Source organism: Clostridium sp. JN-9 (assembly GCF_004103695.1).
In the GTDB taxonomy this organism is placed as follows: Bacteria; Bacillota; Clostridia; order Clostridiales; family Clostridiaceae; genus JN-9.
Map to the genome: position 1 here is coordinate 1,012,599 of NZ_CP035280.1, position 26,684 is coordinate 1,039,282.

A 26,684-nucleotide genomic window follows, 5' to 3' on the forward strand; every position below is an offset into this window, starting at 1 on the left:
AAATAAATTATTATCAGATGAAATGATTTTTAGCTAATGATATAATATAGTAATTAAGAATTTAACATAAGTGCATATCAGGGAGGTGCCGGTACCTCCACAAATATGGCTATTAATGAAGTTGTAGCAAACAGGGCCATAGAACTGCTTGAAGGTGAAAAAGGGGATTATGGCATAGTTCATCCATTAAATGATGTTAATATGTCACAGTCTACCAATGATGTATATCCAACTGCACTTAGGATTTCCTCAATCAGGTTTATCAGAAAGCTCAGCAATGCCCTTGCTGATCTTCAGGAATCACTTCAAATTAAGGAAAATGAGTTTTCAAATATTATTATGCTTGGCAGAACTCAGCTTATGGATGCAGTTCCAATGATGGCTGGTCAGCTTCAGCTAAATGCATTTACTCCTTTAATAGCAGACAGTATTCTTGAATCCTTGGAGCTTTTAGATAAAGCTGTTATAATATTCAAGGAAAAATGTATTGATGGTATTGAAATAGATGAAAAAAGATGTAAAGAAAATCTTGAAAAGTCAAGTTCTCTTGTTACTGCTTTGGTTCATTACATTGGGTATGATAAAGCCAGCGTAATAGCAAAAAAAGCCTTAGCGGAAGAAAAAACCATAAAGGAAGTTCTCTATGAGGAAAATATTTTACCAAAAGAAAGAATTGATGAAATATTAAACCCTTATGGGCTGACAACACCTGGGATACCAGGTAAATAATTATTTTTAAGCAAAATGTATATTTGCATTGGATATGGAGGAAAAAATGAGTTTAAATGAAACACCACGTTCAGAAAGAACACATATAGCACTTTTTGGAAGAAGAAATGCTGGAAAATCCAGTATAATAAATGCTATTACAGGGCAGGAAATAGCCATAGTTTCTGATGTAAAAGGAACTACCACTGATCCCGTATATAAATCCATAGAAATACTGCCAATTGGCCCCTGTGTAGTAATTGATACAGCAGGACTTGACGATACAGGTGAACTTGGAGCGCTGAGAAAGAAAAAGACACTGGAGGTTTTAAATAAGACTAATATAGCATTATTAGTAGTAGATGCTTCACAAGGAGTCACTGAATATGATAAATCCATAATGCAGCAGGTGAAAGAAAAGAAGATACCTGTTATTTTAGTATTAAATAAAATAGACACAGTAAATTTAAATAATGATTACATTGAAAATTTAAGCAGGGAATTTAAAATACCTGTAGCTGCTGTGTCAGCAATTGAAAATAAAGGCATTAAAGAACTTAAAGATAAAATAATTTCCATTCTTCTAGGCACAGATGATAAATTTAAAATAGTTGGAGATCTAATAAATCCAGGGGATTTTGTAGTTTTAGTTACACCTATTGATAAGGCAGCACCTAAGGGAAGACTTATTCTTCCACAGCAGCAAACTATTAGGGACATTCTTGAAAGTGATGCCATGGCTGTGGTGACAAAGGAATATGAACTAAAAGACACACTGGAGAACCTGGGTAAAAAGCCTAAAATGGTTATTACTGATTCACAGGTTTTCCTGAAGGTGGCAGCAGATACTCCTAAAGATATTATGATGACATCATTTTCAATATTATTTGCAAGATATAAAGGGGATTTAGTGGAGCTTGTTAAAGGTGTAAAGGCAGTTAAAAAATTAAAAGACGGAGATAAAATACTCATAGCTGAAGGGTGCACCCATCACAGACAATCAGATGATATAGGTAAAGTAAAAATACCTAGATGGATAAGGCAGATCACAGGTAAAAATCTGGAGTTTGAATTTTCATCTGGAGTAACTTTTACTGAAAATGTTAAAAAATATGCATTAATTGTACACTGTGGGGGATGTATGCTTAACAGAAATGCCATGCTGTCAAGAATTAATGATTCTAAGGAATTTAATGTTCCGATAGTTAATTATGGAATGTTAATTGCTTATGTGCAGGGTATTTTGGATAGAGCACTAGAGCCATTTCCACTGGCAAAATTAATCTGGGATGAAGAATAATTATATTAATACTCACATTGTAAATATAGTATATTGGAAAAAGTCACAGAATATAAATATTAATATACTATATAGCGGGGGTTAGTGATGAGGGATTATGCAAAAATGATTTGGAATATTTTAAAGTATGCATTGACATACTTAATATTTCAAGTAGTAATAGGGGCTATTTCAGGTATTTTCATTATTACGAAATATGGAGTTAACTCAGGACAAAAAATATACTATGATAATATATTTTTAATTACTTTACTAGCAGCAATTGCTTCTCTTTTGATTTATTCTGCATTTTTAAGAGGCAGTGGAGAAAATCTAACAAAAAGATGTTCATTTAAAAGAATATCACTGAAGGATACAGTATTAATTATAATATGCGGTATTGGATTTTCTGCTTTCACATTAGAAATTATACAGATGGTAAGTGACAGGTTTGAAAGCTACAAAGATGTATCCAACACAATTATTCAGGGTACAAATTCATTCATTGGTATAGCATGCGTTGTGCTTCTGCTTCCAATTTTTGAAGAAGTTTTATTTAGGGGATTGATTTTTAATGAGCTGAAAAGAAGGCTTAATGTTATAGTCAGCATCATTATACAGGCATTAATATTTGGTGTCTTTCATGGAAATCTGCTGCAGGGCTTATATGCATTTATTCTGGGCTTAGGCTTGGCTGCAGTTTATTACTGGACAAAATCCCTATGGTCAAATATAATTTTTCATGTTACTTTTAACTTTATGGGAAGTATGGGATCAGTAATTCTTTATTCTGTTATGCAGAAGCATATGATTATTTATGGCTTGATCTCCGTTATCATAATAATGACAGCCTTAATTACTATTTATAAAAATAATAATCTGGAGATGGTTAATTAATATAATTAAAAGGGCTGTGGCACTAATAAATGCTACAGCTCTTTTCACAATTAATAATTTTCAGTAAAAACTTCAAAATATGATTGAGGATGTGCACATGCAGGGCATTCCTTTGGTGGAGTAGTTCCTTCATATATATATCCGCAATTTGAGCACTTCCAAAGAACAGGAGTTTCTTTTGCAAATACAGAATTTGTATCTATATTATTTTTAAGCTTTTTATATCTTGCTTCATGTCTTTCTTCTACTTTAGCAATGTTTCTAAATACAGTAGCTATTATGTCGAAACCTTCCTTTTCTGCAACATCAGCAAATGAAGGATAAAGACTTGTCCACTCTTCATTTTCACCTTTAGCTGCAGCTTCCAGGTTAGCTTTAGTGTCACCAAGTGCTACAGGATAAGAAGCATTAATTTCCACAGCTTGTCCATTCATACTTTCATTTAATAATTTAAAAAATCTTTTAGCGTGTTCTTTTTCATTATCAGCTGTTTCAGTAAAGATATTAGAGATTTGAATATAACCTTCCTTCTTAGCCTGAGAAGCATAGTATGTATACCTGTTTCTGGCCTGAGACTCACCAGCAAATGCCTTTAATAAGTTTTCTGCTGTTTTTGTTCCCTTTAAAGTCTTCATATATAAAACCTCCTCTTTAAATTTTAATATGACTTTTCAGTACAAATAAATTATAACACTATTCTTTGTAATAAACAATAATAATTATTAATAAATAATCTTCGTAGAATTAATAGGGACGGTTAATTTAAATTCGCCATTTTAATATGATAAAATAATAATAAAATTAAATTTTCCATACAATAATAAATACCCATATGGTAAAATATATAATAATAAAAGTGCCAGGGAGGTAGTCTTTAGTTATGAATAATTCTATAAATTTAACTGCTATTAATTTAATGGCCACAGTAATAAAAATGTTTGCATATTTATCTGTTATTGCTGTTTGTTTCAAGGGAGTTCAGGCATTAAATGTATATATAAATAAAAACACCAGATAATGATTCAAGTATAAAAAAGTAAATTTATTAGCATGAATTAAAAAACGCTGGGAAATATAATTATGAATGTTCAAAATTATTATTCATAAAAAGGAGTACCAGCATGAAACTAAAAAGATTTTTTTCATCAGTAGTTTTTCTTTTAATTATATTATTTATTTCTAGTGGAATAAAATCATATGCAATGAACATTGAAGAAAAATCAGAAATTAAAAATAAATATAGTATTTTAGTAGATATATCCGAGTTTGATTTATATTTAATAGATAAGAGTAACAATAAAGTTGTAAAAGCTTATCCTATAGCAGGCGGAAAACCATCTACTCCATCACCATTTGGAACATGGAAGATTATTGCTAAAGCCGAGAATTGGGGAGCAGGGTTTGGAACAAGATGGATGCAGTTAGGTGTGCCATGGGGTACATACGGTATTCATGGCACCAATAAACCATTAACTATTAATAATCCTGATTCACTAGGCTGCATTAGAATGTTTAATTCCGATATTGAAGAATTATATAAAATGGTAGGCTGCGGTACAGAAGTTGTAGTTTATGGGGGCCCATATGGACTTAATAACAATGTTTTCAGAACATTAACACCTGGTGATAAAGGCGGCGATGTGCTGGAAGTTGAAAGAAGATTAATGGATAGGGGATATTACTCTGGGAGTCTTGATGGAATTTATGGTGAAGCTATGAAAAAAGCAGTAATTAAATTTAAAAATGATAATAAATTGAAATTTACACATTTCTGTGATACAGAATTTTATAATGCTCTTCAAATGAATCCTTTTGAATGAATACAATAATACAGATAGTCCTAGGTACATTATATCTAGGACGTATTCCTTTAATAGCACTCTTTTGTTAATTCTATTAGTCTTTCCGTAAGCTCTGACTTTGTTTCATCAGAGAATACCTCTAAGCCAAGGAGTTTAGAAAAAGCTATTCCATCACAGGCAAGTACTATTATAGTGCCTAATACAGGGTCATTTAACTCATTGATTTTTTCCAGCCAGCTTTTACGCTTTTCTAAAAAAGGCTGAAGAAGTTCCTGATTTAAGGCAAATGCCGCAATAATACCGCTCATTGTATTGGTATCTACTCTAGACATATTGAATTGTTCCATAACATAGGCTGCAAAGAAATTATCAGGCGAATCAGAAAGCAAAGCTTTTTCCCTTTCTAAAACCCTGGACTCAAACAATTTTATGTGATTTTCTATAAGTCCTTTCATTAGCATATCTTTGCTTTTATAATGATATAAAAGCCCGCCTTTGCTTATACCAGCTTTCTTAGCAACTTCCTCCAGGGTGAAAGCGTTTAACCCTTTCTCTGTAATTAATTTATTTGCTGCTTCAAGAATCTTTTCCTTAACAGGATTATTCATATTATCAACCTTTCATTATTTAAATAAAATTTATGAATTTGAGACTTTCAATGAATCCTTTATTATGTTATATTAAAAACGGTGTTGTTGTACTGGCTGGACGGTACGTTAATATTATCAAATTGTAAAATGACTGTCAAGTAAAATGCAGAGTAACGTATTAAAAACCAGAAAAGTTAATTGAGGTGTTATTAATGACAAAGTTATGGAGCATTGTACTGGCTCTTCTTGGCATACTTTTACATTCTATAGGTATAATACTGCAGAAAAAAGGTACAAGTGGTTTAAACCTTAAGGAATTACTTAACCTTAAAAGTATTAAAGATATAAAGATTTCTTCTTATCTAATAACTTGGGTCACAGGGCTTGTCCTTGCATATAATATTTCTGTAATCCCAACAGCGATGGCATCTGAAGGACTTTCCCCTGAGGTGGTTTCAGCAATTTCTGGTTTAGGTATAGTATTTATTCTCGTATTGTCACGTATTTTTTTATCAGAAAAGATTTATAAATCAGATATACCATTAGCAATGATTATAGTTGTGTCTATTTATGTTATATGTTTATCACAGCAAAATGAGTCTATTGATTATATGGATAAAACTGCTTTTTTTGCTCTTACTTTTGCCCCATTTTTACTTTTAATACCTTTTTTCAAAAGAAGGCTAAGTAATAAGACCAAAGCTGTGCTGTTTTCATCTATATCAGGACTTACAGGTGGAATGGCATATGTTGTATTAAATATAGCCATTAAAAAAGGCGGAATTTCTTTAAATGAAGTATTTAGTGCTGTTTACATATATGAGTACATTATTATTGGATTTATTTCAGGTGCATTTTTACAAATTGCCTATAAATTTGGCGACATAATACATATAGTGCCAATACAAATGTCCCTTACTGTAATTTATCCATTAATCTGCTCCTATTTTATTTTTCATAAAACCATATCGGTGGTTCAGGACTCATTAATTTTATTGATTGCATTATGCTGCTGGATAATATTAAGACATCATTGATGAAATTATATATTTTACTTAAGGAAGGATAGATCATGGTAAGAATAATAAAACTATCATTTTTAAAAAAATTAGCAGCTGACATTGGAATATTTGCTGTTTTATCCATTGTAATAACATTATTGTCCTTTATATTGCCCTATAGCTGCTTTCATTATGAAAATTGGATGTTTAAGCAGCGAAAGTGGGAAAAGAACGGTAAATTTTATCAGAACATATTTAAGGTAAAACTGTGGAAAGACAAGCTTCCTGAGTTGGCTGATTTTATAAAATTTGCATTCCCTAAAAAGTTCATAAAGGAATTCAAGGGAGAATTTCTAACAAAATATATAAAGGAATCATGCAGAGCAGAGCTTGTGCATTGGATTATTATCTGTTCTTCGATTATTTTCCTGTTTTTTAATGATATATCAACATTTATTATCATGGTAATAATAGATGTTATGCTAAATATACCCTTTATAATAATTCAAAGATACAACCGCCCCAGAATAATATCAATTATGAAACATAAAGGCATGGCTGTCCAGCTTTAGCAGTATATAAAGTAAGTTCAGCAAAATAGAAAAGCAGAGGTTACATTCCCTCTGCTTTTTCAAATTCATATAATGTATTTGATACAAATTTAACTATATCAGCTGCTGCATCTGGCTTTCTAAACTCTATCTGACTTTTTACTATTTCCTTAAGCTTTTTTCCATCATCAGCAATAAGTTCATTTACAATTTGAGGAAGGCTGTTAATGTCTTTACACTGTACTCCAAGATTGTTATTTTCTATGTACTGAGGATTCTTCTCTTCCTGGCCTGTAAAGGACCCTGTCATTATAATTGGCTTACATAAATTTACAGCTTCCATGAGCACATTAGGACTTGCTCTTACAAATAATATATCAGAGTTCATCATATAATATTCAACTTTGTCGGTAAACCCACAAATAGTAACTCTGTCAGAATACTTTGGCTTTAAATAATCCTCTAATGATTTCTTTAGAATAGTATTTTTTCCAGCTAAAATTGTAACATTGCAATCAAAGTTTTTAAGCAGGTTTTCAGCAATCTGTTTTGAAGTCCTGCCGCCCTGGCTTCCATTCATTATTAAAAAGTTTAGCCTTCTATTGCAGATAGTTCTATAGGTTTCCATAAAGGCATTTTTAGAATTTATATGATTAAATTTATCCCTTGTTGGAAAACCGAAGAGTTTCAGCCTTTCCTCAGGAATTCCAATTTTAAGCATGGTATTGTATGATTCCTGGCTTGGACATATGGTGTATAATGTACGTTTGTCTCCCCAGAGATGTGAAACATTATCTAAATCAGCTATCACCACTACAACTGGTATATCAAATTCATTTTTTTGAAGAATGTTATTAATGGATCCAACAAATCCAGGGTGCACTGTAATAATCAAATTAGGTCTGTTTTCTTTTATTAATTTAATAAAATTATTTTTTATATTATGTTCAGCAAAAAAGTTAACAGGCTTCTTAAATTTATTTCCCATTTTATAAATGACACCCCACAAATTTGGAGTTAACACTGCTATCTTATTATACAGCTTGGCCATATTTTTAGTAAAAACTCCTCCTAAATAAAAAGCATCTACTTCTTCAAGGTGTATTTCAGGATTTAATTTTTCAAATTGATTATTTAAAGCCTGAACCATACTATTATGTCCATTTCCAGTAATCTTTGATGATATAAAGAGAATTTTATACAATTCAACATCCTCCCAACTTACATGACAATAAAGCTTTTATTGTATTATTAATTTTATATATGTAGTCTTTTATTAAATCTTTTATTATGTTATATTAAAAATAATGCAATATACCGACTGGACGGTAAGCTAATATTAACAGATGACAAAACCACTGTCAAGCAACAGTTTGGAAAGAAAAAGCCATGGTATAAGAACTATTCGGGACAATTCCATTCTCTATACAAACACTATGAAAAATTAGCATTAATGAACTCTTACACAAAAGAAGAAGATGGACTTGCATAGAATTTGAAATAGCTTATAATATTAATAATATAGCGCAATCTTTTATATGGGTAATTATATATTTGCATCATAACTTTATTGCTTTGAGAGGAATTGTTAAATATGAAATTGTTTAAAATAATAAATAGCAGGGTATTTCTTATAACTGCATTAATTGCAATACAGTTTTTTTGGGTTATGTTTTTCTTAGTCAAATTAACAAGCTATCGTGCATGGATAAATGCAGCTTTTACCATATTGAGTATTTTAATTGTATTGTTTATTATTGGAAAAGATGAAAATGATTCTTATAAGATTGGATGGATTATTCTTATTATGTTATTGCCATTGTTCGGCGGGCTTTTCTACCTTTTTCTTGGCAACAAAAGACCATCTAAAGGTATGAGGATTAAATTAAACAAGGAACATAACAAGGTGATTGAATTAATAAACACCGATGAAAGTGTTATTGACCAAATTGGTAAACTAGATAAACGTGCTTCTGGAACATTCAAATATTTACAGGAAAGAAGCTCCTGTCCGGTTTATAAGAATACAGAAACTACATACTATCCTTTAGGGGAGCTTATGTATAAGGATATACTTCCGGAATTAAGTAAGGCACAGCATTTTATTTTTCTTGAGTATTTTATTGTTGAAGAAGGAATCATGTGGAATGGCATACTTGAAATACTTACAAAAAAAGCTGCTGAAGGTGTTGACGTAAGAATCATATTTGACGATATAGGATCTCTTTTTGTACTTCCAGGCAATTTTGCCAGGAAGATGGAAAAGAGAGGAATTAAATGTATGGCATTTAATAAATACAGACCAATTCTTTCATTAGCCATGAATAACAGGGACCATAGAAAGATTATGGTTATAGATGGACACACTGCTTTTAATGGAGGAATTAATCTGGCAGATGAGTATATTAATAAGAAAAAAAGATACGGTCATTGGAAAGATACAGGCATACGATTAAAGGGCGATGCTGCCTGGAGTTTTACATTGATGTTTTTGGAAATGTGGAATGCATTTACAAAAGATCAGGATACTTTGGAAGACTTTAAGCCCCCCATCCAGTGTTCTGAAGATGTGAAAAATGATGGATTTGTGCAGCCTTTTTCAGATTCACCCCTTGACGATGAATCAATAGGCGAAAATACTTATATTGAACTTCTGGCACAGGCAAAAAGCTATGTTTATATTTTTACACCATATCTTATTATTGACAGTGAGATGAAATCTGCACTTTGCATGGCAGCAAAAAGAGGAGTAGATGTAAGAATTGTTACTCCTGGTATTCCTGATAAAAAAATAATATACAGGCTTACACGATCTAATTATGCACCTCTTTTAAAGAATGGTGTAAAAATTTATGAATATACCCCAGGCTTTATTCATGCTAAGAGCTATGTCTGTGATGATGAATTTGCCGTTATTGGAACTATCAATATGGATTATAGAAGTCTTTATCTGCATTTTGAATGTGGAACATTCATGTACAGGACTCATTGCATTATGAGTTTAAAAAAGGATTCACTTGAAACAATAGCTAAAAGCAGACAGATTAATCTATGTGACTGCAGACAGGGATTCTTTGGAAGATTGTTTGACTCAGTACTTAGAGTTTTTTCACCGATTTTTTAATATATAATTTTATTGAATGGTGGTATGCACTAAATCTGCATACCACTTTTTACTGTCCTAAATTAATAAAAAATTGTTAACCGTCCCTAATTATCTGCCTGTGCCTGGAATTAATAAATAGTTGTTAACCGTCCCCAATTATCTATTGAAACAATTAATGTTAAGTGATACTATTTAAATGCTATTATTTGTATTTGCTTGAAACATAAGGCTAATTATAAGGCTAACTATAGAGAAAGTGATTTTTTAAATAAGCAATGAAAATTAAAAGTATGAAAAAGATATTAAAATTTATTATAGTTATAGGAATGATATTGGTTATATTTTTATTAATTTATTCAAATAAAATCTATACGGGAAGACCTCCTGCAGCAAGGCAGGGAAGGCTGGATCTTTCACAATGGGATTTTGTAGAAAATGGATCTGTTAATCTTAATGGTGAATGGGAATTCTATGATAATCAATTGCTTACACCAGATGATTTTAATGGAAAAGGTAACAAGCTGCCAAAGCTTACGGGTTATGCTGACTTAACATCATCAGTATTAAAAAATAAAAATACAAAACTTTCAAACCCCATAGGCGTTAAGACTTACAGATTAGTTGTAAAAATTAAACCTTCTAATAACACCTATGGCTTAAAAATAGGAAATATAAAAATGAGTAACAAAGTATTTGTAAATGGGGATATTAAAGGTGAAAGAGGAAACCCTGCTGAGAAAAATAATGGATATGTTCCAAGCAATATTCCATATTGTACTTATTTTAATATTAATGGCGATAAAGCAGAAATAATTATTCAAACTGCAAATTTTGAATATCCTTTTGCTGGTACAATGTATAAAATTAACTTTGGACTTCAGGATAATATTAATTATGCAAATATAATTTCCATTTCAATTGAAATGATAGGTTCAGTATTAACACTTTTATTTGGTATGTATTATTTAGGCGTTTATTTCAATAGAGAAAGGGATAAGAGATTTTTAAGTACTGGTTTGTATTTTTTTACAATTCCAGCTACTCTTCTTTTTAATGGAGAAAAATTAGTAATGCAGCTGTTTCCAGGTATACCCTCGGAACTTATGAGTAAAGTTCAGCAGATTTCATTTATATTGACAATAGTAATGCTTTCAGAAATAATGAATCAGCTGGATAAAGAAATATTATCGGATAAGGCAGCTAAAAAAGTTAAAATTTACAGCATTATATATATATTCATAGTGGTAATAGCTGATTATTCAAAGTATGTTTATTTACTTCCTTTTATGTATACCATTGTTACTGCTTTTATAATGTATATAATAATTAAGTTATTAAATACTATTGTTAGGGAAGAGTTTGGTAGTTTACATAGAAGTGGTACATTAATTTTATTAAAATCTTTAATATGTTTATTTATAGCTATAATAATAAATTTCATGTATAATTTCAGATTATTGAACTCAATAACATTTGGATCTATAGCTTTTTTTGGATATATACTTTTTATGGTAAATCTACAGGCAGATATTTTATCTGAAGCTTATAAAAATATGAAAGAAATGTCAATAGAATTAATAAAGATGGATAAGGTGAAAGATGAGTTTATAACAAAAACCTCCTCAGAGTTAAAAGCACCTTTATTTGGAATAATTAATATTGCTGAAACAGTTATAAAAGAAAATAAAAATGATTTAAGTTCAAAACATATTAAAGACATGATTATTACTAAAGACATTGCACTAAAACTTACAAATACAATAAATGACACATTAGATATTACATTACTAAGAAATGGACAGCTTAAAATTAATATTTCCATTGTAGATATTAAAGTGTGCATTAATATTGTAATTGAAAGCTTCAAATATATAATACAGCATAGAAATATAGAAATTATTAATAATGTTCATGGATGTCTAATGGTTAAAGCTGACGAAAACAGGGTAATACAAATTTTATTTAATCTAATCAGCAATTCCATAAAGAGCATGGATAAGGGTACAATAAAGCTTAACGGGGAAAGAATAAATAATATGGTATATGTATCAGTAGAGGATGCAGGATGCGGAATACCAAAAAGTAAATATAATGAAGTTTTTAATGCATATGAATCACTGAATTCAGAAGGAATAGGCATGGGTTTATTTATATGCCGTCAGTTAATACAATTGATGAATGGCAGTATATATTTAAAATGGTCAGAAATAAATAAAGGAAGCTGTTTTGTGTTTTCACTTCCTTATTCTGAAGAAAAATATGATGAAAGTATAATAGCAGATAATGAAAACATTAAATATTTTCAGCCTGAAGCATCTATACAAAATAAAGATAATAATTATGAAAGCACAATTTTAATAGTAGATGATGAGCTTTTGAATATTCAAACTGCTTTGGATATTTTAAGCAGGGAAAATTATAATGTGTTAACTGCTTTTTCAGGAGAAGAGGCATTAGAGAAAATTAACAATAATAAAATTGATTTAGTGGTATTAGATGCGCTGATGCCTAGGATTTCTGGCATTGATGTGTGCAGAAAAATAAGACAGCGATATTCCTTAATAGAGCTGCCAATATTGATATCAGTCCTTGGAAATATAAATTATAGTTTGTCTTTAGGCTTTGATGCAGGTGCCAATGATTTTATAGCAAAGCCCTTTGTGGAGAAAGAACTAATTTTAAGAACAAGGACCTTAATTACCATGAGAAAATACATGGACAATGCCTTGAAAAGTGAAATGGCATTCCTTCAAGCCCAGATAAAACCGCATTTTTTATACAATACACTAAGCACTATTATATCGTTTTGCTATACTGATGGGGAAAAGGCAGCTAAGCTTCTCACAGATTTCAGTAAATATTTAAGACTGACATTTGATATTGATAATAATACTGCTCTTTCTCCCTTAAGGAGAGAGTTAGAAATGATAGATGCATATGTAGAAATAGAAAAAGCACGTTTTGGGGATAAGATTAAAATTGAATATTTCATTCAACAGGAGATTTTAGATAAAAAAATACCATCTCTTTGTATACAGCCCCTGGTTGAAAATGCAATAAAGCATGGCCTCTTAAAAAAGGAACAAGGGGGAACAGTATATATTTCCGCTAAAGAGAAGGATAATTTCATTAACATTACAGTAAGTGATACTGGAGCAGGCATGGCAAAAGAAAAAATTGAAAGATTAAAAAAAGCAGATAATAATGGTGTTGGGTTATCCAATGTATTTAAAAGAATCAAAGGGCTTGGTAATAGCAGCATAGATATTTACAGTACATTGGGAAAGGGTACAAAGATAATCCTGCACATAGATAAATCAAGATGTTAATGCTTTAGGGGGTAATATGAGAGTTATAATAGTGGACGATGAGAAACCAAGTCTGGAATTAATAAAAATTATTTTCAGTAAAAATAAAAGCCTGAATATAATAGGAGAGTATACAAATCCTAATGAAGCTTTAAAGGGCATATTTAAACTGCAGCCTGATGCTGTTTTTGTGGATGTGGAAATGCCAAATATGAGCGGAATAGAATTTGCTCATGAGGTAATAAAATTTAGTGACAAAATTCAGATAGTATTTTTAACTGCCTATGAAAAATATGCAATAGATGCTTTTAAGGTAAATGCAGTTAATTATATTTTAAAGCCAATTACAGAAGAAGACTTAAATATCACAGTTAGCAGGCTTTTAAAAAACCTGAAATTAAATAATATGATAAGTAAAGAAAATAAGGAAAATCAAATATTTTGCTTGGGCTATTTTAAGGTTTATGGAAGATCAGGTTCAGAAATTATTAAATGGTCTACATCAAAAGTGAAAGAATTGTTTGCCTATTTTATATATAATAGAGGAGAAGAAATCGACAAATGGGAGCTTTGCGATATGCTTTGGAGAGAATCTCCTGTTAAAAAGGCTGAGCATAATCTGCATAGTTCTGTATATAGGTTAAGAACTGCATTAAAGGATAATTCAATAAAGGATATTGTTTATTATGAAAATGGGAAATACAGAGTGGATTTTGAAAGCTTTTGCTGCGATGCCTGGAACTTTCAGCAGTTCATGGAAAAGAATACTTTAGTGAATGATGAAAATATTAAAAAATATGAGGATATATTAGGCACATATAATGGGAATTTATTTGGAAATGAGGACTACATGTGGAAAACAAACTTAGATGAAAAATTAAATAGGTACTATATTTCAGGTACAAAAAAAGCAGCTGAATATTATATGGAGAAAAAGAAATACAATGAGGCAGAAGAATATCTTCTAAAAGCTCTTAACATGGATTTATTTGATGAAGAAGCACACGATTTAATTATGAGAACATATTCTGGTCTTGGTGACAGGATAAAATTAATGGAGCATTATTGCAAAATGGAACAAATGCTTAAGAAAGAGCTTCATATACTTCCAAGGGAGTCAACAAGAAAACTTTATAAGGATTTATTAAAAAACATGTAGACAGAGAATTTATTTTCTCTGTTTTTTTGTGAGAAATTTGTGATAAACAGGTATTATTATAAGAATATACAGAATAAAAAATCTTTTTTGGAGGCTTTGATCTATATACTTATTTGGGCACTTTGTATATAGTGAGCCGTTAGTGCAACCGGCCGGCTTTTAGAGTTTAGGTCGATTTTTTATTTTAAAAATTATGAGGGGTGATGAGATGAAAAAGAAAAGAAAATCCATAATAGCAATGGTACTGGCTATGATTTTTCAGCTTTCCACAATTTTAATTCCGGCAATGAAAGTTTATGCAGCAGATAGTGACATTACAGATAAATTTCAATTTATTACAGGAGTCAGCATAACAGATAAAGACGGCAATGCTCTTGGGGATAATGTGGACAAGGCTTCTGAGATTCATGTTAACTATACCTGGAGTATACCTAATGGACAGACTGTTGATTCAGGTGATTATTATACTATGCAGCTGCCAAAGGAGATAAAAATAGTAGCACCTATAAGCCAGTCAATTAGTGTGGATGATGGTACTAAAATAGCAGACCTGAATATTGGAACAGATGGAAGTATAAAAATTACTTTTAATGACAATGTAAAAAATTATTCTGATGTAAATGGAGGGGTTTATGTTGACTGCCATTTTAACAGCAGTGAAATAGGAAACTCAAATCCTGTACCTATTACATTTAATTTACAGGGAAGTGCAGTTTCTAAAACTGTGGATGTAAACTTTAAGCAGCCTGATCCAACTATTACAAAAGATGCTGCAGGCTCAGGCTATAATCCAGCAGATGATACTATTACATGGCAGATAACTGTTAACAAAGAAGGAGTAAATGTTAATAATGCTGTTGTTACAGATACCATAGAAAACACACAAAAATTTGTAGAAGGTTCAGTTAAAATTAATGGAACACCTTCAGAGGACAACTATGATGCTGCAGCTAAAAAATTAACATTTAATCTTGGAAATATAAATTCAAAGCAGGTTATTACCTATAAGACAAGTGTACATGATGATTTAGCTGCTAAAGCTCAGGGAAACTATAATTATAAAAATACTGCATCATTTAATTATGATAAAAGTGGTACACCTGTAAATATAACTTCAAATACAAAATCTGTTCCGGTATATGTAAAATACATCAGTAAGGATGGAACCTACAATGCCAAAACAAAGCAGATTGACTGGACAATTACAGTTAATGAAAGTGGAAGAACAATTAACAATGCAGTGGTTAAAGATACTATTCCTGAGGGACTTGCTATAGATGCTGCTACTATTAAATTAAATTCAAATGAAGGTACAGAATATACAGCAGGAGGTATAGGATATACTGTTTCAGGACAGGATTTCACCTATAATTTAGGTAATATAAACAGCTTGCAGACCATAAAATTTTCAACATCAGTGGATCCAGCTGTTTACAATTCTAATAATACTAAAAATTATTCTAATAAAGCTTATTTAACAGGTGATGGTGTGCCTGCTGGTACATCCGCAGGCAAAGGTGTTGGGGTAAGCCCAAGTATAATAAAAAAGGCTGGGGCAGGCTATGATGCTTCTAAGGGAATAATAACCTGGAAGATTACTATAAATAACGATAAAACAAATGTAGCCCCAAATGCAGTGATTACAGATACTATTCCAGAGGGGCAAAAATATATACCCGGTACTGCAAGTATAGATGATGACACAAATGGCTCTTTTACTACTTTGGAAGACGGAAAGGTTGTTTACACCTTCAACAATAGTTTTAGCAAAACCTACACAATAACCTTTAAAACTCAGATAACTGATGATACTCATTACAGAGCAAATTATAGCGGTAATTACAATAATCTTGTCAATATTACTGCTGCAGGCATAAAACAAGATACAACAGGAAATCAGACAGTAAAAAGCAATATAATTCAAAAAAGCGGTAAAGGCTATGATTATTCAACCAGAGAGATTACATGGCAGATAGTAATAAATACTAATAAAATGAACATAACGAATGCAGTGGTCACCGATGTTATTCCAGATGGTCAGGAGTATGTAGATGGGTCTGCAAATATAGATGGTGCAGCACAAGGTTCATTTAATAGTGATTCTGATATAAATTCAACAGGAAAAGTTGTGTATACTTTCGAACCTGGGTCTACTATTAATAAAACATATACTATAACCTTCAAAACAAAGCTTACAGATTTAAGCATTTTTAATACCAGCGGTGATAAGACAATTAAAAATACTACATCTATTACTGGTGATGAAATACCTGTGAACGGTAATGCAGGCAGTACTGGTACTCAGACTGTTAAAAATTCAGTAATTTCAAAGGAAGCTGGATATGTTAATGGCAAAGATTATATAGATTGGACAGTTAAAACCAATGCTAACTGGAGCATTCCTCTGGCTGGGGCAGTTATAACCGATACACTTCAGGATGGACTTTCACTTAATACTGATACTGTTGAGCTTTATAAGGCAGTTGTGAAGGCTGATGGTAGTCTTACTGAAGGTGAAAAGGTGGCATTAACTCCTGATGTGAAATACGACCCCGTTTCAAGATTGTTTACATTTACTTTTCCTGGAGATTCCGGTAACGGTGCATTTATTTTGAAGTTTACAACAATTGCATCTAAAGCAGGTGACTATTCAAATAAAGTTACTTTTAATGCAGCAACTGCAAGTCAAAGCGGAACTTCTGAACAAGTTAAGGTCTGGTATTCATCAGGAGGAGGCTGGGGTACTGGTAAAACCGGCAGTATTACTGTTGTAAAAGTAGACAGTGATAATAATTCCAAGAAACTATCAGGAGCTGTGTTTCAGCTTTTGGATCAGTATGGAAATGTGAAAGCAGTTTCACAGCCCACAGGGGCAGATGGTACTGCACTATTCGATAAGCTTCTGTATGATATAAATTATAGTGTTAAAGAAATAAAAGCGCCTGATGGATACAATTTAAGCAGTCAGGTTTATACATTCCAAATTAAGAGCTCCGATGTTCAAAAGAATATTACCTATAATTATTTGGACACCAAAATAACAGGTGGAATAAAAATAACAAAAACTGATGCATTAACTTCTTCTGTACTACCAGGTGCAGAAATAGGTGTATATGACAGCAGCAATAATCTTGTAAACAGTGGAAGAACTGGTGTGGGTGGAACAATAGAGTTTGACAATCTGGCTTATGGGAATTACTACTTTGCCGAAAAAAATGCTCCTGAAGGATACATGTTAAATGATACTAAATATCCATTTAATATTACTGATAATGGAGTTATTTTGGCAGGATCTGTTTCTGACACAAAAATTACGGGCAATATATTATTTAAAAAAATAGGACAAAGCGGTAATCCTCTCAAAGATGCAGAATTTAAGCTTTATAAAAATACTGATACAGCCTTTGCCAATGCCGTGGCGACAGCAATAAGTGATGAAAATGGAAATGTGCAGTTTAATAATGTGGATTATGGCATTTATAATATAAAGGAGACAAAAGCTCCAGCTGGATATTATGTTTCCTCTGTGGTATTAACAGCAGATATTAACACAAATGGTGCCACAGAGTATGCAAGACCAACAGGAGACACAGGAAGTGGTTTATACAGCCTTACTGACTATTTTATTATTGTAAATATTCAAGGCTCGGTTAATATTAATAAAGCTGATGAAAATGGCAGCCCTCTTAAAGGTGCGGAATTTACTTTGTTTGATTTAAATGGTAATCCGGTAAAAACAGCAGTTACAAATGAAAGCGGATTAGCACAATTTAATAATGTACAAAGTGGTAAATATACTATAAAGGAAACCGAGGCTCCTTTGGGGTACACTATTTCTGATAAATCAGTTCCTGTAGAAGTAACCGAAAATGGTAAGTCTTACGATGCAGGTACAATAAAGGATACAAAAATAAAGTCTTCAATTCAGATTAGTAAAACAGATAAGGATGGAAATCTACTTTCTGGAGCTGAATTTACATTGTATGACTCAGAGGGTAATGCAATGCAGACTGTCGTATCTTCTTTGGATGGAATTGCACTATTTAATAATGTGACTTATGGAAACTACACTGCTAAAGAGACTAAAGCTCCCCTTAGGTACACTATCAGCAGTGAAATAATTAAAATTAATGTGAATTCCCCTGAAATGCAGAAATTTGTTGTACAAGACGAAAAACAAAAGGATTCAAACCATGAAGACATAGATAATAAAGGTAACGGAAGTAATAATGATAAACAAAATGAAAATAATAAAGCCTCCTTAGAAAATGGCTCAAAGTTACCTAAAACAGGAAGCATAGTGGACTATGAAACATTATTGGCAGTTGGAGTAACATTCATAATAGCAGGTCTAAAGCTTATAATTAAAAGAAAAAATACAAGCAAAAGCATTTAACTTATTTATTTAATAGAGCTTCTTATTTAATTAAGACGCTCTATTATTTTGTAAAAAATCATTGCAGGAAGTATTTTAATAATAAGAAAAAATTAATAATTATTTAAACAAAATTTAATGTTTGTATAATATATTTAAATTTAGAAGGTTATATACTTTCTAATCTTATAATAATGGAGGTTAAAAAATGAATAAAAAAATTGTCGCTATGGTAACCAGCTTAGTTATAGGCAGTACTATGCTTTTAGGAACTACTTATGCTAACGCTAAACAGCTTTCTGGTTATGACTCTTATAAAGCTGCAATTAAGGATACTAAAAATTTGAAGAATGAAACGGCAAATTTAAAAGTATCTGTATATGATAATGGCAGCGATATAATGGATATGACCACTAATGCAAAAATTAATCTGGCTTCAGATGCAATGAGCCACGAGACTTCTTTAAAATCATCTACTGAAACTGAAACTTTTAACATTTACAGGCAGAATGGGAAAAACATTTCTAAATCAAGCAGCAGCCCTGTATACAATGTGAGAGATGTAAAGGCCAGGAACAATAATAAGGCGCAAAATCCTGAGATAGAAAAAAGTGTTGAAACTATAGTTGATACATTAACGGGCAATATGAAAAATAATGTATCAGTCACTGATAATAATGGCAGTGGTAAAAAGGTATCAATAAATTTAAGTGAGAACGACGTTACTCCATTGGTAGATGCAGTAACATCAATTGCTTTTATTGGAAATAGTGATAAACCAGTTTACAAAGAAAAAGCTGGAGAAATTAATTTATCAAATGTAATTCCAAAACTGCAAAGTAATGTAAAAGTTAAGAGTGCAGTAGTAACTGGAGATATAAATAATAATGATATCATTAACAATCAAGCTGCAAAAATAGTTATAACAGGTACAGATGCTCAGGGAAAAACTCATGAAATCACTATAAATATGAATTTTGACATAGCTAATATTAACAGCACAACTCCGGATACAGTTGACTTAACTGGAAAACAAGTAAAAAATATAACACAGCAGTTTAGAGAAGAAAATTAATAAGGCAGGGATATGGCTAAAAAATGGGCTGGCTTTCGGCCATCCATTTTTTAGTGCTATTTATAGAGAGGAAATAATATGGAAAAGGTTTTAGAAGTAAGAAACTTAACTAAGCTTTATAGAAATGGAAGAGGAGTAAAAAATATAAATTTTCATATAAATAAAGGTGAAATCTTTGGTTTTCTCGGACCAAATGGTGCAGGCAAAACTACAGTGATGAAGTCAATTATGGGATTAAATATGTTTCAGAGCGGAGAAGTTAAAATCCTGGGCTTTAATATAAAAACTCAATTGGAAAAAGCTCTTGAAAAAGTAGGAGCAATTATTGAAACTGCTGATGCTTATGAATATATGAGTGCGTATAATAATTTAAAAATAGCTGCTAGGTTTTACAGTGGTATTAAGGAATCAGATATAGATGAAATACTGGACTTGGTGGACCTTAAGAAATTTAAAAATGAAAAAGTTTCTAAATTTTCTCTGGGAATGAGACAAAGATTGGCTCTGGCTTTAGCACTTATATCTGATCCGCAGCTGGTAATTTTAGATGAGCCTACAAATGGACTGGATATTGAAGGTACAGTAAAAATGAGAAATTTAATAACTGAATTGGCAGATAAAAAGCACATAACATTTTTTATTTCAAGTCATCTTGTACATGAAATAGAGCTCATATGCAGCAGAGTTGCTATAATTGATAATGGAAAGCTGATCAATGATGGTGAAGAAATTAAAAAAATAAAAGAAAAATATGAAACTTTAGAGGACTTTTATATGCATGAGATAAATCAAAGGAGGGCTGACTCTAATGAATAGCCTGAAAGCAAATATTATAAATGAAATTGAAAAGCTTTTTTTAAAGAAAAAAATAGCAGTGTTTTTAATAATCACAGCAGTGCTGTGTTTTCTTTCAACATTTTTTGTGTCAAATATTCAAGGAAAGTTGGTATTTGTTGCTTTAAATTCAATGAGTTTTCCTTTGATGATTTTAAGCGTATTTACAAATGTATTTTTGCCTTTATTTATATTTATGGCAGTTTCGGAGCTATTTTCTGGTGAAGTTGGGTCTAAATCCATGAAATTAGTCTTTATGAGGCCAATTAGCAGATTTAAAGTTTTTATTTCTAAAAATATTGCAGTAACTGTATACATAATTATTAATTTATTAGTGGTTCTTATTGTTTCTTTGGGATCAGCATTTCTCCTGCACCATGGATTTATGATTAAAAGCATTCCACAGGTTGTCTTTGCATATCTTATAGATATTTTTCCAGCAGTGGTTCTGGCAATATTTTCTGCATTTATAGCACAGCTTTTTAAAAGCAGCAGCGGAGCCTTAATTACCTGTACATTATCCTATATTGGAATTAAAATATTATCTATACTTATAAATGGTATGAATAACAGCATATTTACATCCTATTTAAACTGGTATTCATTGTGGCTTAAGGGAAGCTCAGGCATTTCCAGAAATATTAATATTTTATTTATGATGTTATCATATGCAATAATATTTTTTACACTTGGCTATTATTTATTTGATAAGAAGGAAGTATAATTAACTAATAATCATTTTCATTTATCTCAAATATGTGATAAAATATATATGTAATAAAAATATTAATTATTTTCTATATAGATAAGGAAAATTGCCTTTGGGAGGTATAGATATGAAAAAAGTTGTATTGCTAAGACATGGAGAAAGTTTATGGAATAAGGAAAATAAATTTACAGGCTGGGCAGATATAGAGCTGTCTGAAAAAGGAATTGAAGAAGCAAAAATGGCTGGCAGAATATTAAAAGAAGAAGGATATACATTTGATGTAGGTTTTACATCAATGCTGAAAAGATCTATAAAAACTTTATGGTATGTGCTAGACGAATTAGAGCTTTTATGGATTCCTGTGGAAAGATCATGGCGATTGAACGAAAGACACTATGGTGCTTTACAGGGCTTAAATAAAGCTGAAACAGCGGCAAAATATGGACAAGATCAGGTGCAGAAGTGGAGAAGAGATTCTAATGTTTATCCACCAGCTTTGGATAAAATGGATAAAAGATATCCTGGATTTGATGCAAGATACAAAGACTTAAAGGAAGATGAAATCCCTCTTACGGAAAACTTAAATGATACAATTAAAAGGGTAATCCCATACTGGAATGAAATAATTGCACCAACAATAAGGCTGAACAAAAAAGTTATAATATCTGCTCACGGTAACAGCTTAAGGGCTCTTGTTAAATACCTTGATAATCTTTCCAATGAAGAGGTATCAAATTTAAATATTCCAACTGGCACACCTTTAGTTTATGAATTAGATGATAATTTAAAACCAATAAGACACTATTACCTTGGTGATGCAGATGAAATTGCAAAGGCTCAACAGGCAGTAGCAAACCAGGGACGGTTAACAAATAAAATCAGTAAAATCGGGTAAAATTGGGGACGGTTAACAAATAAGATCAGTAAGATTGGGTAAAATTGGGGACGGTTAACAAATTATTTAAGTATTTTGGTAACGAAAATTAATTAACCGTCCCCATAATTCAGCCTAAAATTTTCATTTACAGCATATATTGTATTGATTAATTTTTTTATGGGAGTTTTTATTTATGTATTATGATTCAAACTTACTTAGAAATAATTCATACAATAGACAAAGTGCTGTGGATTATGCTGTTAAATATGCATTAAACCCAAACAGCCAATATAGATATTTTCCATTGATTCACGATAGCAGCGGAGACTGTGCTAATTTTTTGTCTCAGTGTCTGAGGGCGGGGGGAGCTCCTATGAGCTTTAAATATGGAAATGAATGGTGGTATAATAATCAAGGGACCTTAAACAATGTAAAGGATGATACCTGGTCCATATCATGGGCCGTAGCACATTCATTGTATTGGTACTTGAAAATAAATGGAAGTAAAAATACAAGTGGATCTGTTAAAGGTGCTGAGGTTAACTATACAAATCAGCTTGAATTAGGTGATGTTATTTTTTATGAAGATTACAAAGGCTTAATTTTTCATTCTGCCATGATTACTTCATTTGCGGCTTCAAATGGTACTAAGATGCCTTTAATCAGTCATCATTCTTATGAGGCTTTAAATGTACCATATATAAAGGACTATCCTTATAAAAAAGTTCACTTTTTAAAAATAATAATCTAAGATGATAAAAATAAGGAGCGTATAATGGAAGATTGGTTTACTGTTGAAAATATTGATAAAAGCACATTTGCTATTAGTGAATACGGACACTGGGAGAAAACACATTCATACCTTTTACTAGGTACAAAATATGCCCTGTTAATAGATACAGGATTGGGAATAGGAAATATAAAAAAGGAAGTAAATAAATTAACCAATTTGCCGGTAAAGGTTGTAACAACTCATGTTCATTGGGATCATATAGGCGGACACAAGTTTTTCAATAACATATATGTTCATGAGAATGATGCACAATGGTTAAGAAATGGACTTCCAATACCAATAAGCGTAATAAGAAAAAATATCATAAAAGAGCCATTTACTAAAAAACCTCCTGAGGAATTTGATATAAATAAATATTTCACATTCATCAGTGGTGCAATTAATATACTTAAAGATAGGGATATAATAAATATTGGAGCTAGGGAACTAGATGTTATACACACACCAGGTCATTCCCCGGGGCATATTTGTTTATTTGAAGAGAAGACCGGATATTTATTTACTGGAGATCTAATATACTTAGGGACACTTTATGCATTTTATCCAAGCACAAATCCTAAGGATTACAAAAATTCTATAGATAAAATTTCTAAGTTAAAAGGAGTAATCAAAATACTTCCAGGTCATAATGATTTAGAAATTCCAAAGGATATTATTCAAAGAGTAAAACATGCATTTCAGCATTTAGAAGATATTAAATTATTGTCTCACGGTAGCGGTACTTTTAACTTTGGAGACTTTAACATACAATTATAGATGAGATACAAATAATCTGCAGGGCATGGACCCTGTTTTTTTATTTTTTTATTAATAAAAGGCAAAAACAAGTTAACCGCCCCCGATTTAACCACAAAAGCTAAGTAATAATAATGAAAATGGAAACAGAAATAAGAATCATATTATTAACAGGCTATACATAATATTTTGCCAAGATAAGGAAGAAAGGGCATTTTTCAAATTCACATCATATATGGAAAAAAGCTTTTAATGTTTCTTTTTAAATACGAGGGATGATTATTTTAAATCATCCCGTTTTTATGATATTTTTACCATATCCTTCATAATCATATACTGGCTTTTATACCATTCATCATCAGGTGTGAGTTCATAAGCTTTTTTTGCAAAATTAAGTGCATTTTCCCAGTCATCCATTTCCTTATATATAAATGCTTTGCCTAAATAAGCTTCACTTTCGCAATCATTTACCTTGATAGCATTTGAATATATTCTCAGGGCTTCATTAATCTGCCCCATATTCCTTAGAAGATCTGCTTTTTCACAAAGGGCTTCATAAAAATCAGGCTTTAATTTTAAACATGTGTTATAACAGGCCAAAGCTCTGTTGATTTGCCCTAAATAGATATAAAAACCAGCTTTTTTGAAATATAAATCTGGATTTTTACTATCACTTTTAATGAGTTTATTACAGTATCTAAGGGCCTTTTGAAAATCAGCCATTTCGTCATAGACTTCTATTAAATCCAGGTATGCTTCCACACTATTTGGTACAAGCTTAATATATTTCTTAAGACAATCCTCTGCTTCATCTACTTCAAACATACCCATATGTGCTTTAGCCTTTACCAGATAAGTTTCAGCAAAGTTTTTGTCTAATTGAAGAGCTTTATCAAAATACTTAAAGGCTTCTCTTATTTTATTTTCATGGTAATATAGGAATTTACCTTTATCAAGATATTCCTGTATTTTATCTTTATTTTTATCGGTTGTCTTTATATTTTCCATATAATCTCTCCTATTCATGTGATTTACTTTCTATCTATGGATTATTGACATAAACTTTAAATATATACTTAATTTAATTATTTTAATAAAGTTTTAAAGATAGAGAATTTATTTTACTTATCAGGGTAATATTGTTATTATAGAAATATATAAAACAAAAAAATATAGGGGGTTTTAACTTGCTGAAATTTAAAGATTATGAATACAAAAGACCTGATATGGGAAAAGTAAAGGAAGACTTTAGCACTCTAATTAAAGAATTCAGGAATGCTGATTCCTTTAGTGAACAAGATGTGATAATGAAAAAAATAAATGGACTTAGAATTGAAGTAGAATCTATGATGGAATTGGTAGGCATTAGAAATACCATTAATACCACAGATGAATTCTATGAAAAAGAGAAGCTTTTCATGGATGAGAACAGTCCTGTATATGAGGGAATAATCTCTGATTATTATGAAGCTTTAGTGAATTCCAGGTTTAGAGAAAAGTTAGAAGAAAAATGGGGAAAACAATTATTTACAATGGCAGAAATGCAGCTTAAAACTTTTAAACCTGAAATTATAGAAGATCTGCAAGAGGAAAACAAGCTGGTAACAGAATATGATAAGCTTAAGGCTTCAGCTAAAATAATGTTTGATGGTAAGGAAAGAAACCTGGCCCAGCTGACACCTTTTATAGAATCCAAAGACAGAGTCATGAGAAAAAGAGCTTATGAGGCTTCCACAAATTTTTATGCTGAAAATGAAGAAAAGTTTGATGAAATCTATGATAAATTGGTTAAAATAAGAACCAGAATATCTAAAAAGTTGGGATATAAGAATTTTGTTGAACTGGCATATTTAAGAATGAGTAGATCAGATTATAATGCAGACATGGTTGCTAATTACAGAAAGCAGGTATTTGAATATGTTGTCCCTATTGCAGAACAGCTGAAAAAGAGACAAGGGGAAAGACTGGGAATTACTGAACCTAAATACTATGATGAACCTTTGAAGTTTTTAACAGGCAACGCCATTCCAAAGGGAGATTCAAACTGGATATTAAATAATGGAAAACGAATGTACAAAGAATTGTCAAAGGAAACAGATGAATTCTTTACATTTATGGTAGATCATGAACTTTTGGATCTGGTAAGCAAGAAGGGCAAAGCAGGAGGAGGCTACTGCACTTATATAGCAAAATATAAGTCGCCATTTATATTTTCCAATTTTAATGGTACTTCAGGTGATGTAGATGTGCTGACTCATGAAGCAGGTCATGCTTTCCAGGCATATTTAAGCAGGGGTTATGAAGTTCCTGAGTATTCATTTCCAACAAACGAAGCTGCAGAAATACATTCAATGAGCATGGAATTTCTCACATGGCCATGGATGAAACTATTTTTTAAGGAAGATGAATTAAAATACAAGTTTACACATCTGAGCAGTGCAATAACATTTATACCTTATGGAGTTACAGTAGATGAGTTTCAACATTTCGTGTATGAAAATCCTGAAATTACTCCTAAGGAAAGAAAGGATGCCTGGAGAAGAATTGAAAAGAAATACATGCCAAGCATAGACTATGAGGACAGCGATTTATTAAACAGAGGAGGATACTGGTTTAGGCAGGGACATATTTTCCAGGTGCCATTTTACTATATAGATTATACTCTGGCTCAGGTTTGTGCACTGCAGTTCTGGGTTAAAGCAAATGAAAACAGGGAGAAAGCCTTCCAGGATTATTTAGCATTATGCAGACAAGGAGGAAGCAAGTCATTCCTGGAGCTTGTTGATGTTGCAAAACTGAGGAATCCATTTGAAGACGGAACCATTGAAAATGTTATGATACCAGTAAAGAAATGGCTGGATCAGGTGGATGATAAAAATTTATAA

At 31.4% G+C, this 26,684-nt stretch carries 21 protein-coding genes, 1 pseudogene and 1 riboswitch; of the genes and pseudogenes, 18 read left to right on the forward strand and 4 right to left on the reverse strand.

The features are described from left to right. Window positions 1-57: 57 nt before the first annotated feature. The 3 genes and pseudogenes from EQM05_RS04860 to EQM05_RS04870 form a co-directional block, all read left to right on the forward strand. A pseudogene (locus tag EQM05_RS04860) lies at window positions 58-729 on the forward strand (lyase family protein); the annotation flags it as partial. Between the two features lie 46 nt (window positions 730-775). After that, the gene (hydF, locus tag EQM05_RS04865) at window positions 776-2,008 is read left to right on the forward strand and encodes a [FeFe] hydrogenase H-cluster maturation GTPase HydF (RefSeq protein WP_128748998.1); all 1,233 of its coding nucleotides are present in this window, start codon (window positions 776-778) and stop codon (window positions 2,006-2,008) included. Window positions 2,009-2,095: 87 nt separating this feature from the next. Then, a complete protein-coding gene (locus EQM05_RS04870) occupies window positions 2,096-2,884 on the forward strand; it encodes a type II CAAX endopeptidase family protein (RefSeq protein WP_128748999.1) in 789 nt (262 codons plus the stop codon). Between the two features lie 50 nt (window positions 2,885-2,934). Here EQM05_RS04870 and rbr read toward each other — a convergent pair whose 3' ends face one another. Beyond that, window positions 2,935-3,519: a rubrerythrin gene (gene rbr / locus EQM05_RS04875; protein WP_128749000.1), complete on the reverse strand. Its 585-nt coding sequence runs from the start codon at window positions 3,517-3,519 to the stop codon at window positions 2,935-2,937. A 245-nt stretch (window positions 3,520-3,764) separates the two neighbouring features. Here rbr and EQM05_RS15690 point away from each other — a divergent pair, with 245 nt between their 5' ends. Both EQM05_RS15690 and EQM05_RS04880 read left to right on the forward strand, forming a co-directional pair. Further along, a complete protein-coding gene (locus EQM05_RS15690) occupies window positions 3,765-3,902 on the forward strand; it encodes a hypothetical protein (RefSeq protein ID WP_164917198.1) in 138 nt (45 codons plus the stop codon). Between the two features lie 103 nt (window positions 3,903-4,005). Continuing rightward, window positions 4,006-4,704 carry a L,D-transpeptidase family protein gene (locus EQM05_RS04880; RefSeq protein WP_128749001.1) on the forward strand — a complete coding sequence of 233 codons (699 nt, stop codon included), beginning with the start codon at window positions 4,006-4,008 and terminating at the stop codon, window positions 4,702-4,704. 50 nt (window positions 4,705-4,754) lie between these two features. Here the strand turns inward: EQM05_RS04880 and EQM05_RS04885 are convergent, their stop codons facing one another. Next, window positions 4,755-5,294 carry a TetR/AcrR family transcriptional regulator gene (locus tag EQM05_RS04885; RefSeq protein WP_128749002.1) on the reverse strand — a complete coding sequence of 180 codons (540 nt, stop codon included), beginning with the start codon at window positions 5,292-5,294 and terminating at the stop codon, window positions 4,755-4,757. 194 nt (window positions 5,295-5,488) lie between these two features. Here EQM05_RS04885 and EQM05_RS04890 point away from each other — a divergent pair, with 194 nt between their 5' ends. Continuing rightward, window positions 5,489-6,313 (forward strand): hypothetical protein, encoded by an 825-nt coding sequence (locus EQM05_RS04890; protein ID WP_128749003.1) that lies wholly within the window; start codon window positions 5,489-5,491, stop codon window positions 6,311-6,313. A gap of 35 nt (window positions 6,314-6,348) precedes the next feature. Then, on the forward strand, window positions 6,349-6,849 hold the full coding sequence (locus tag EQM05_RS04895; RefSeq protein ID WP_128749004.1) for a glycosyl-4,4'-diaponeurosporenoate acyltransferase: 501 nt from the start codon (window positions 6,349-6,351) through the stop codon (window positions 6,847-6,849). 40 nt (window positions 6,850-6,889) lie between these two features. On the opposite strand, the gene EQM05_RS04900 is transcribed toward EQM05_RS04895, so the two are convergent. Beyond that, entirely contained in the window at window positions 6,890-8,032 is a 1,143-nt protein-coding gene (locus tag EQM05_RS04900; RefSeq protein ID WP_128749005.1) for a glycosyltransferase, read from the reverse strand. Between the two features lie 390 nt (window positions 8,033-8,422). Between EQM05_RS04900 and cls the strand changes: the two genes are divergently transcribed. The 10 genes from cls (at window position 8,423) to EQM05_RS04950 (ending at window position 23,820) form a co-directional block, all read left to right on the forward strand. Further along, entirely contained in the window at window positions 8,423-9,952 is a 1,530-nt protein-coding gene (gene cls, locus EQM05_RS04905; protein WP_128749006.1) for a cardiolipin synthase, read from the forward strand. Between the two features lie 257 nt (window positions 9,953-10,209). Beyond that, window positions 10,210-13,263 (forward strand): ATP-binding protein, encoded by a 3,054-nt coding sequence (locus tag EQM05_RS04910; RefSeq protein ID WP_128749007.1) that lies wholly within the window; start codon window positions 10,210-10,212, stop codon window positions 13,261-13,263. Window positions 13,264-13,279: 16 nt separating this feature from the next. Beyond that, entirely contained in the window at window positions 13,280-14,401 is a 1,122-nt protein-coding gene (locus EQM05_RS04915) for a response regulator (protein WP_128749008.1), read from the forward strand. 80 nt (window positions 14,402-14,481) lie between these two features. Continuing rightward, window positions 14,482-14,564, forward strand: a riboswitch (cyclic di-GMP riboswitch). A gap of 45 nt (window positions 14,565-14,609) precedes the next feature. Next, the gene (locus tag EQM05_RS04920) at window positions 14,610-18,797 is read left to right on the forward strand and encodes a SpaA isopeptide-forming pilin-related protein (RefSeq protein WP_164917199.1); all 4,188 of its coding nucleotides are present in this window, start codon (window positions 14,610-14,612) and stop codon (window positions 18,795-18,797) included. A 187-nt stretch (window positions 18,798-18,984) separates the two neighbouring features. Then, a complete protein-coding gene (locus EQM05_RS04925; protein ID WP_128749010.1) occupies window positions 18,985-19,851 on the forward strand; it encodes a hypothetical protein in 867 nt (288 codons plus the stop codon). Between the two features lie 78 nt (window positions 19,852-19,929). Continuing rightward, a complete protein-coding gene (locus EQM05_RS04930) occupies window positions 19,930-20,667 on the forward strand; it encodes an ATP-binding cassette domain-containing protein (protein WP_128749011.1) in 738 nt (245 codons plus the stop codon). Continuing rightward, complete coding sequence (locus EQM05_RS04935) at window positions 20,660-21,409, forward strand: ABC transporter permease subunit (protein WP_128749012.1); 750 nt, start codon at window positions 20,660-20,662, stop codon at window positions 21,407-21,409. The genes EQM05_RS04930 and EQM05_RS04935 overlap by 8 nt, the downstream gene beginning before the upstream one ends. Before the next feature lie 112 nt (window positions 21,410-21,521). Beyond that, window positions 21,522-22,289, forward strand: a complete 768-nt coding sequence (gene gpmA, locus EQM05_RS04940) for a 2,3-diphosphoglycerate-dependent phosphoglycerate mutase (RefSeq protein WP_128749013.1) — start codon at window positions 21,522-21,524, stop codon at window positions 22,287-22,289. A gap of 175 nt (window positions 22,290-22,464) precedes the next feature. After that, entirely contained in the window at window positions 22,465-23,022 is a 558-nt protein-coding gene (locus EQM05_RS04945) for an amidase domain-containing protein (protein WP_128749014.1), read from the forward strand. Between the two features lie 24 nt (window positions 23,023-23,046). After that, the gene (locus EQM05_RS04950) at window positions 23,047-23,820 is read left to right on the forward strand and encodes an MBL fold metallo-hydrolase (RefSeq protein ID WP_128749015.1); all 774 of its coding nucleotides are present in this window, start codon (window positions 23,047-23,049) and stop codon (window positions 23,818-23,820) included. 279 nt (window positions 23,821-24,099) lie between these two features. Here EQM05_RS04950 and EQM05_RS04955 read toward each other — a convergent pair whose 3' ends face one another. Next, complete coding sequence (locus EQM05_RS04955) at window positions 24,100-24,807, reverse strand: tetratricopeptide repeat protein (protein WP_164917200.1); 708 nt, start codon at window positions 24,805-24,807, stop codon at window positions 24,100-24,102. Window positions 24,808-24,989: 182 nt separating this feature from the next. Between EQM05_RS04955 and EQM05_RS04960 the strand changes: the two genes are divergently transcribed. After that, on the forward strand, window positions 24,990-26,684 hold the full coding sequence (locus EQM05_RS04960; protein WP_205694197.1) for a M3 family oligoendopeptidase: 1,695 nt from the start codon (window positions 24,990-24,992) through the stop codon (window positions 26,682-26,684).

Bases quoted from the DNA above. Each gene is read 5' to 3' on its own strand.
- EQM05_RS04945 (WP_128749014.1), top strand. From the start codon at position 22,465: ATGTATTATGATTCAAACTTACTTAGAAATAATTCATACAATAGACAA.
- EQM05_RS04895 (WP_128749004.1), top strand. From the start codon at position 6,349: ATGGTAAGAATAATAAAACTATCATTTTTAAAAAAATTAGCAGCTGAC.
- gpmA (WP_128749013.1), top strand. From the start codon at position 21,522: ATGAAAAAAGTTGTATTGCTAAGACATGGAGAAAGTTTATGGAATAAG.
- cls (WP_128749006.1), top strand. From the start codon at position 8,423: ATGAAATTGTTTAAAATAATAAATAGCAGGGTATTTCTTATAACTGCA.
- EQM05_RS04930 (WP_128749011.1), top strand. From the start codon at position 19,930: ATGGAAAAGGTTTTAGAAGTAAGAAACTTAACTAAGCTTTATAGAAAT.
- EQM05_RS04910 (WP_128749007.1), top strand. From the start codon at position 10,210: ATGAAAATTAAAAGTATGAAAAAGATATTAAAATTTATTATAGTTATA.
- EQM05_RS04885 (WP_128749002.1), bottom strand. From the start codon at position 5,294: ATGAATAATCCTGTTAAGGAAAAGATTCTTGAAGCAGCAAATAAATTA.
- EQM05_RS04890 (WP_128749003.1), top strand. From the start codon at position 5,489: ATGACAAAGTTATGGAGCATTGTACTGGCTCTTCTTGGCATACTTTTA.
- EQM05_RS15690 (WP_164917198.1), top strand. From the start codon at position 3,765: ATGAATAATTCTATAAATTTAACTGCTATTAATTTAATGGCCACAGTA.
- EQM05_RS04915 (WP_128749008.1), top strand. From the start codon at position 13,280: ATGAGAGTTATAATAGTGGACGATGAGAAACCAAGTCTGGAATTAATA.
- EQM05_RS04935 (WP_128749012.1), top strand. From the start codon at position 20,660: ATGAATAGCCTGAAAGCAAATATTATAAATGAAATTGAAAAGCTTTTT.
- EQM05_RS04955 (WP_164917200.1), bottom strand. From the start codon at position 24,807: ATGGAAAATATAAAGACAACCGATAAAAATAAAGATAAAATACAGGAA.
- hydF (WP_128748998.1), top strand. From the start codon at position 776: ATGAGTTTAAATGAAACACCACGTTCAGAAAGAACACATATAGCACTT.
- EQM05_RS04880 (WP_128749001.1), top strand. From the start codon at position 4,006: ATGAAACTAAAAAGATTTTTTTCATCAGTAGTTTTTCTTTTAATTATA.
- EQM05_RS04925 (WP_128749010.1), top strand. From the start codon at position 18,985: ATGAATAAAAAAATTGTCGCTATGGTAACCAGCTTAGTTATAGGCAGT.
- rbr (WP_128749000.1), bottom strand. From the start codon at position 3,519: ATGAAGACTTTAAAGGGAACAAAAACAGCAGAAAACTTATTAAAGGCA.
- EQM05_RS04920 (WP_164917199.1), top strand. From the start codon at position 14,610: ATGAAAAAGAAAAGAAAATCCATAATAGCAATGGTACTGGCTATGATT.
- EQM05_RS04950 (WP_128749015.1), top strand. From the start codon at position 23,047: ATGGAAGATTGGTTTACTGTTGAAAATATTGATAAAAGCACATTTGCT.
- EQM05_RS04870 (WP_128748999.1), top strand. From the start codon at position 2,096: ATGAGGGATTATGCAAAAATGATTTGGAATATTTTAAAGTATGCATTG.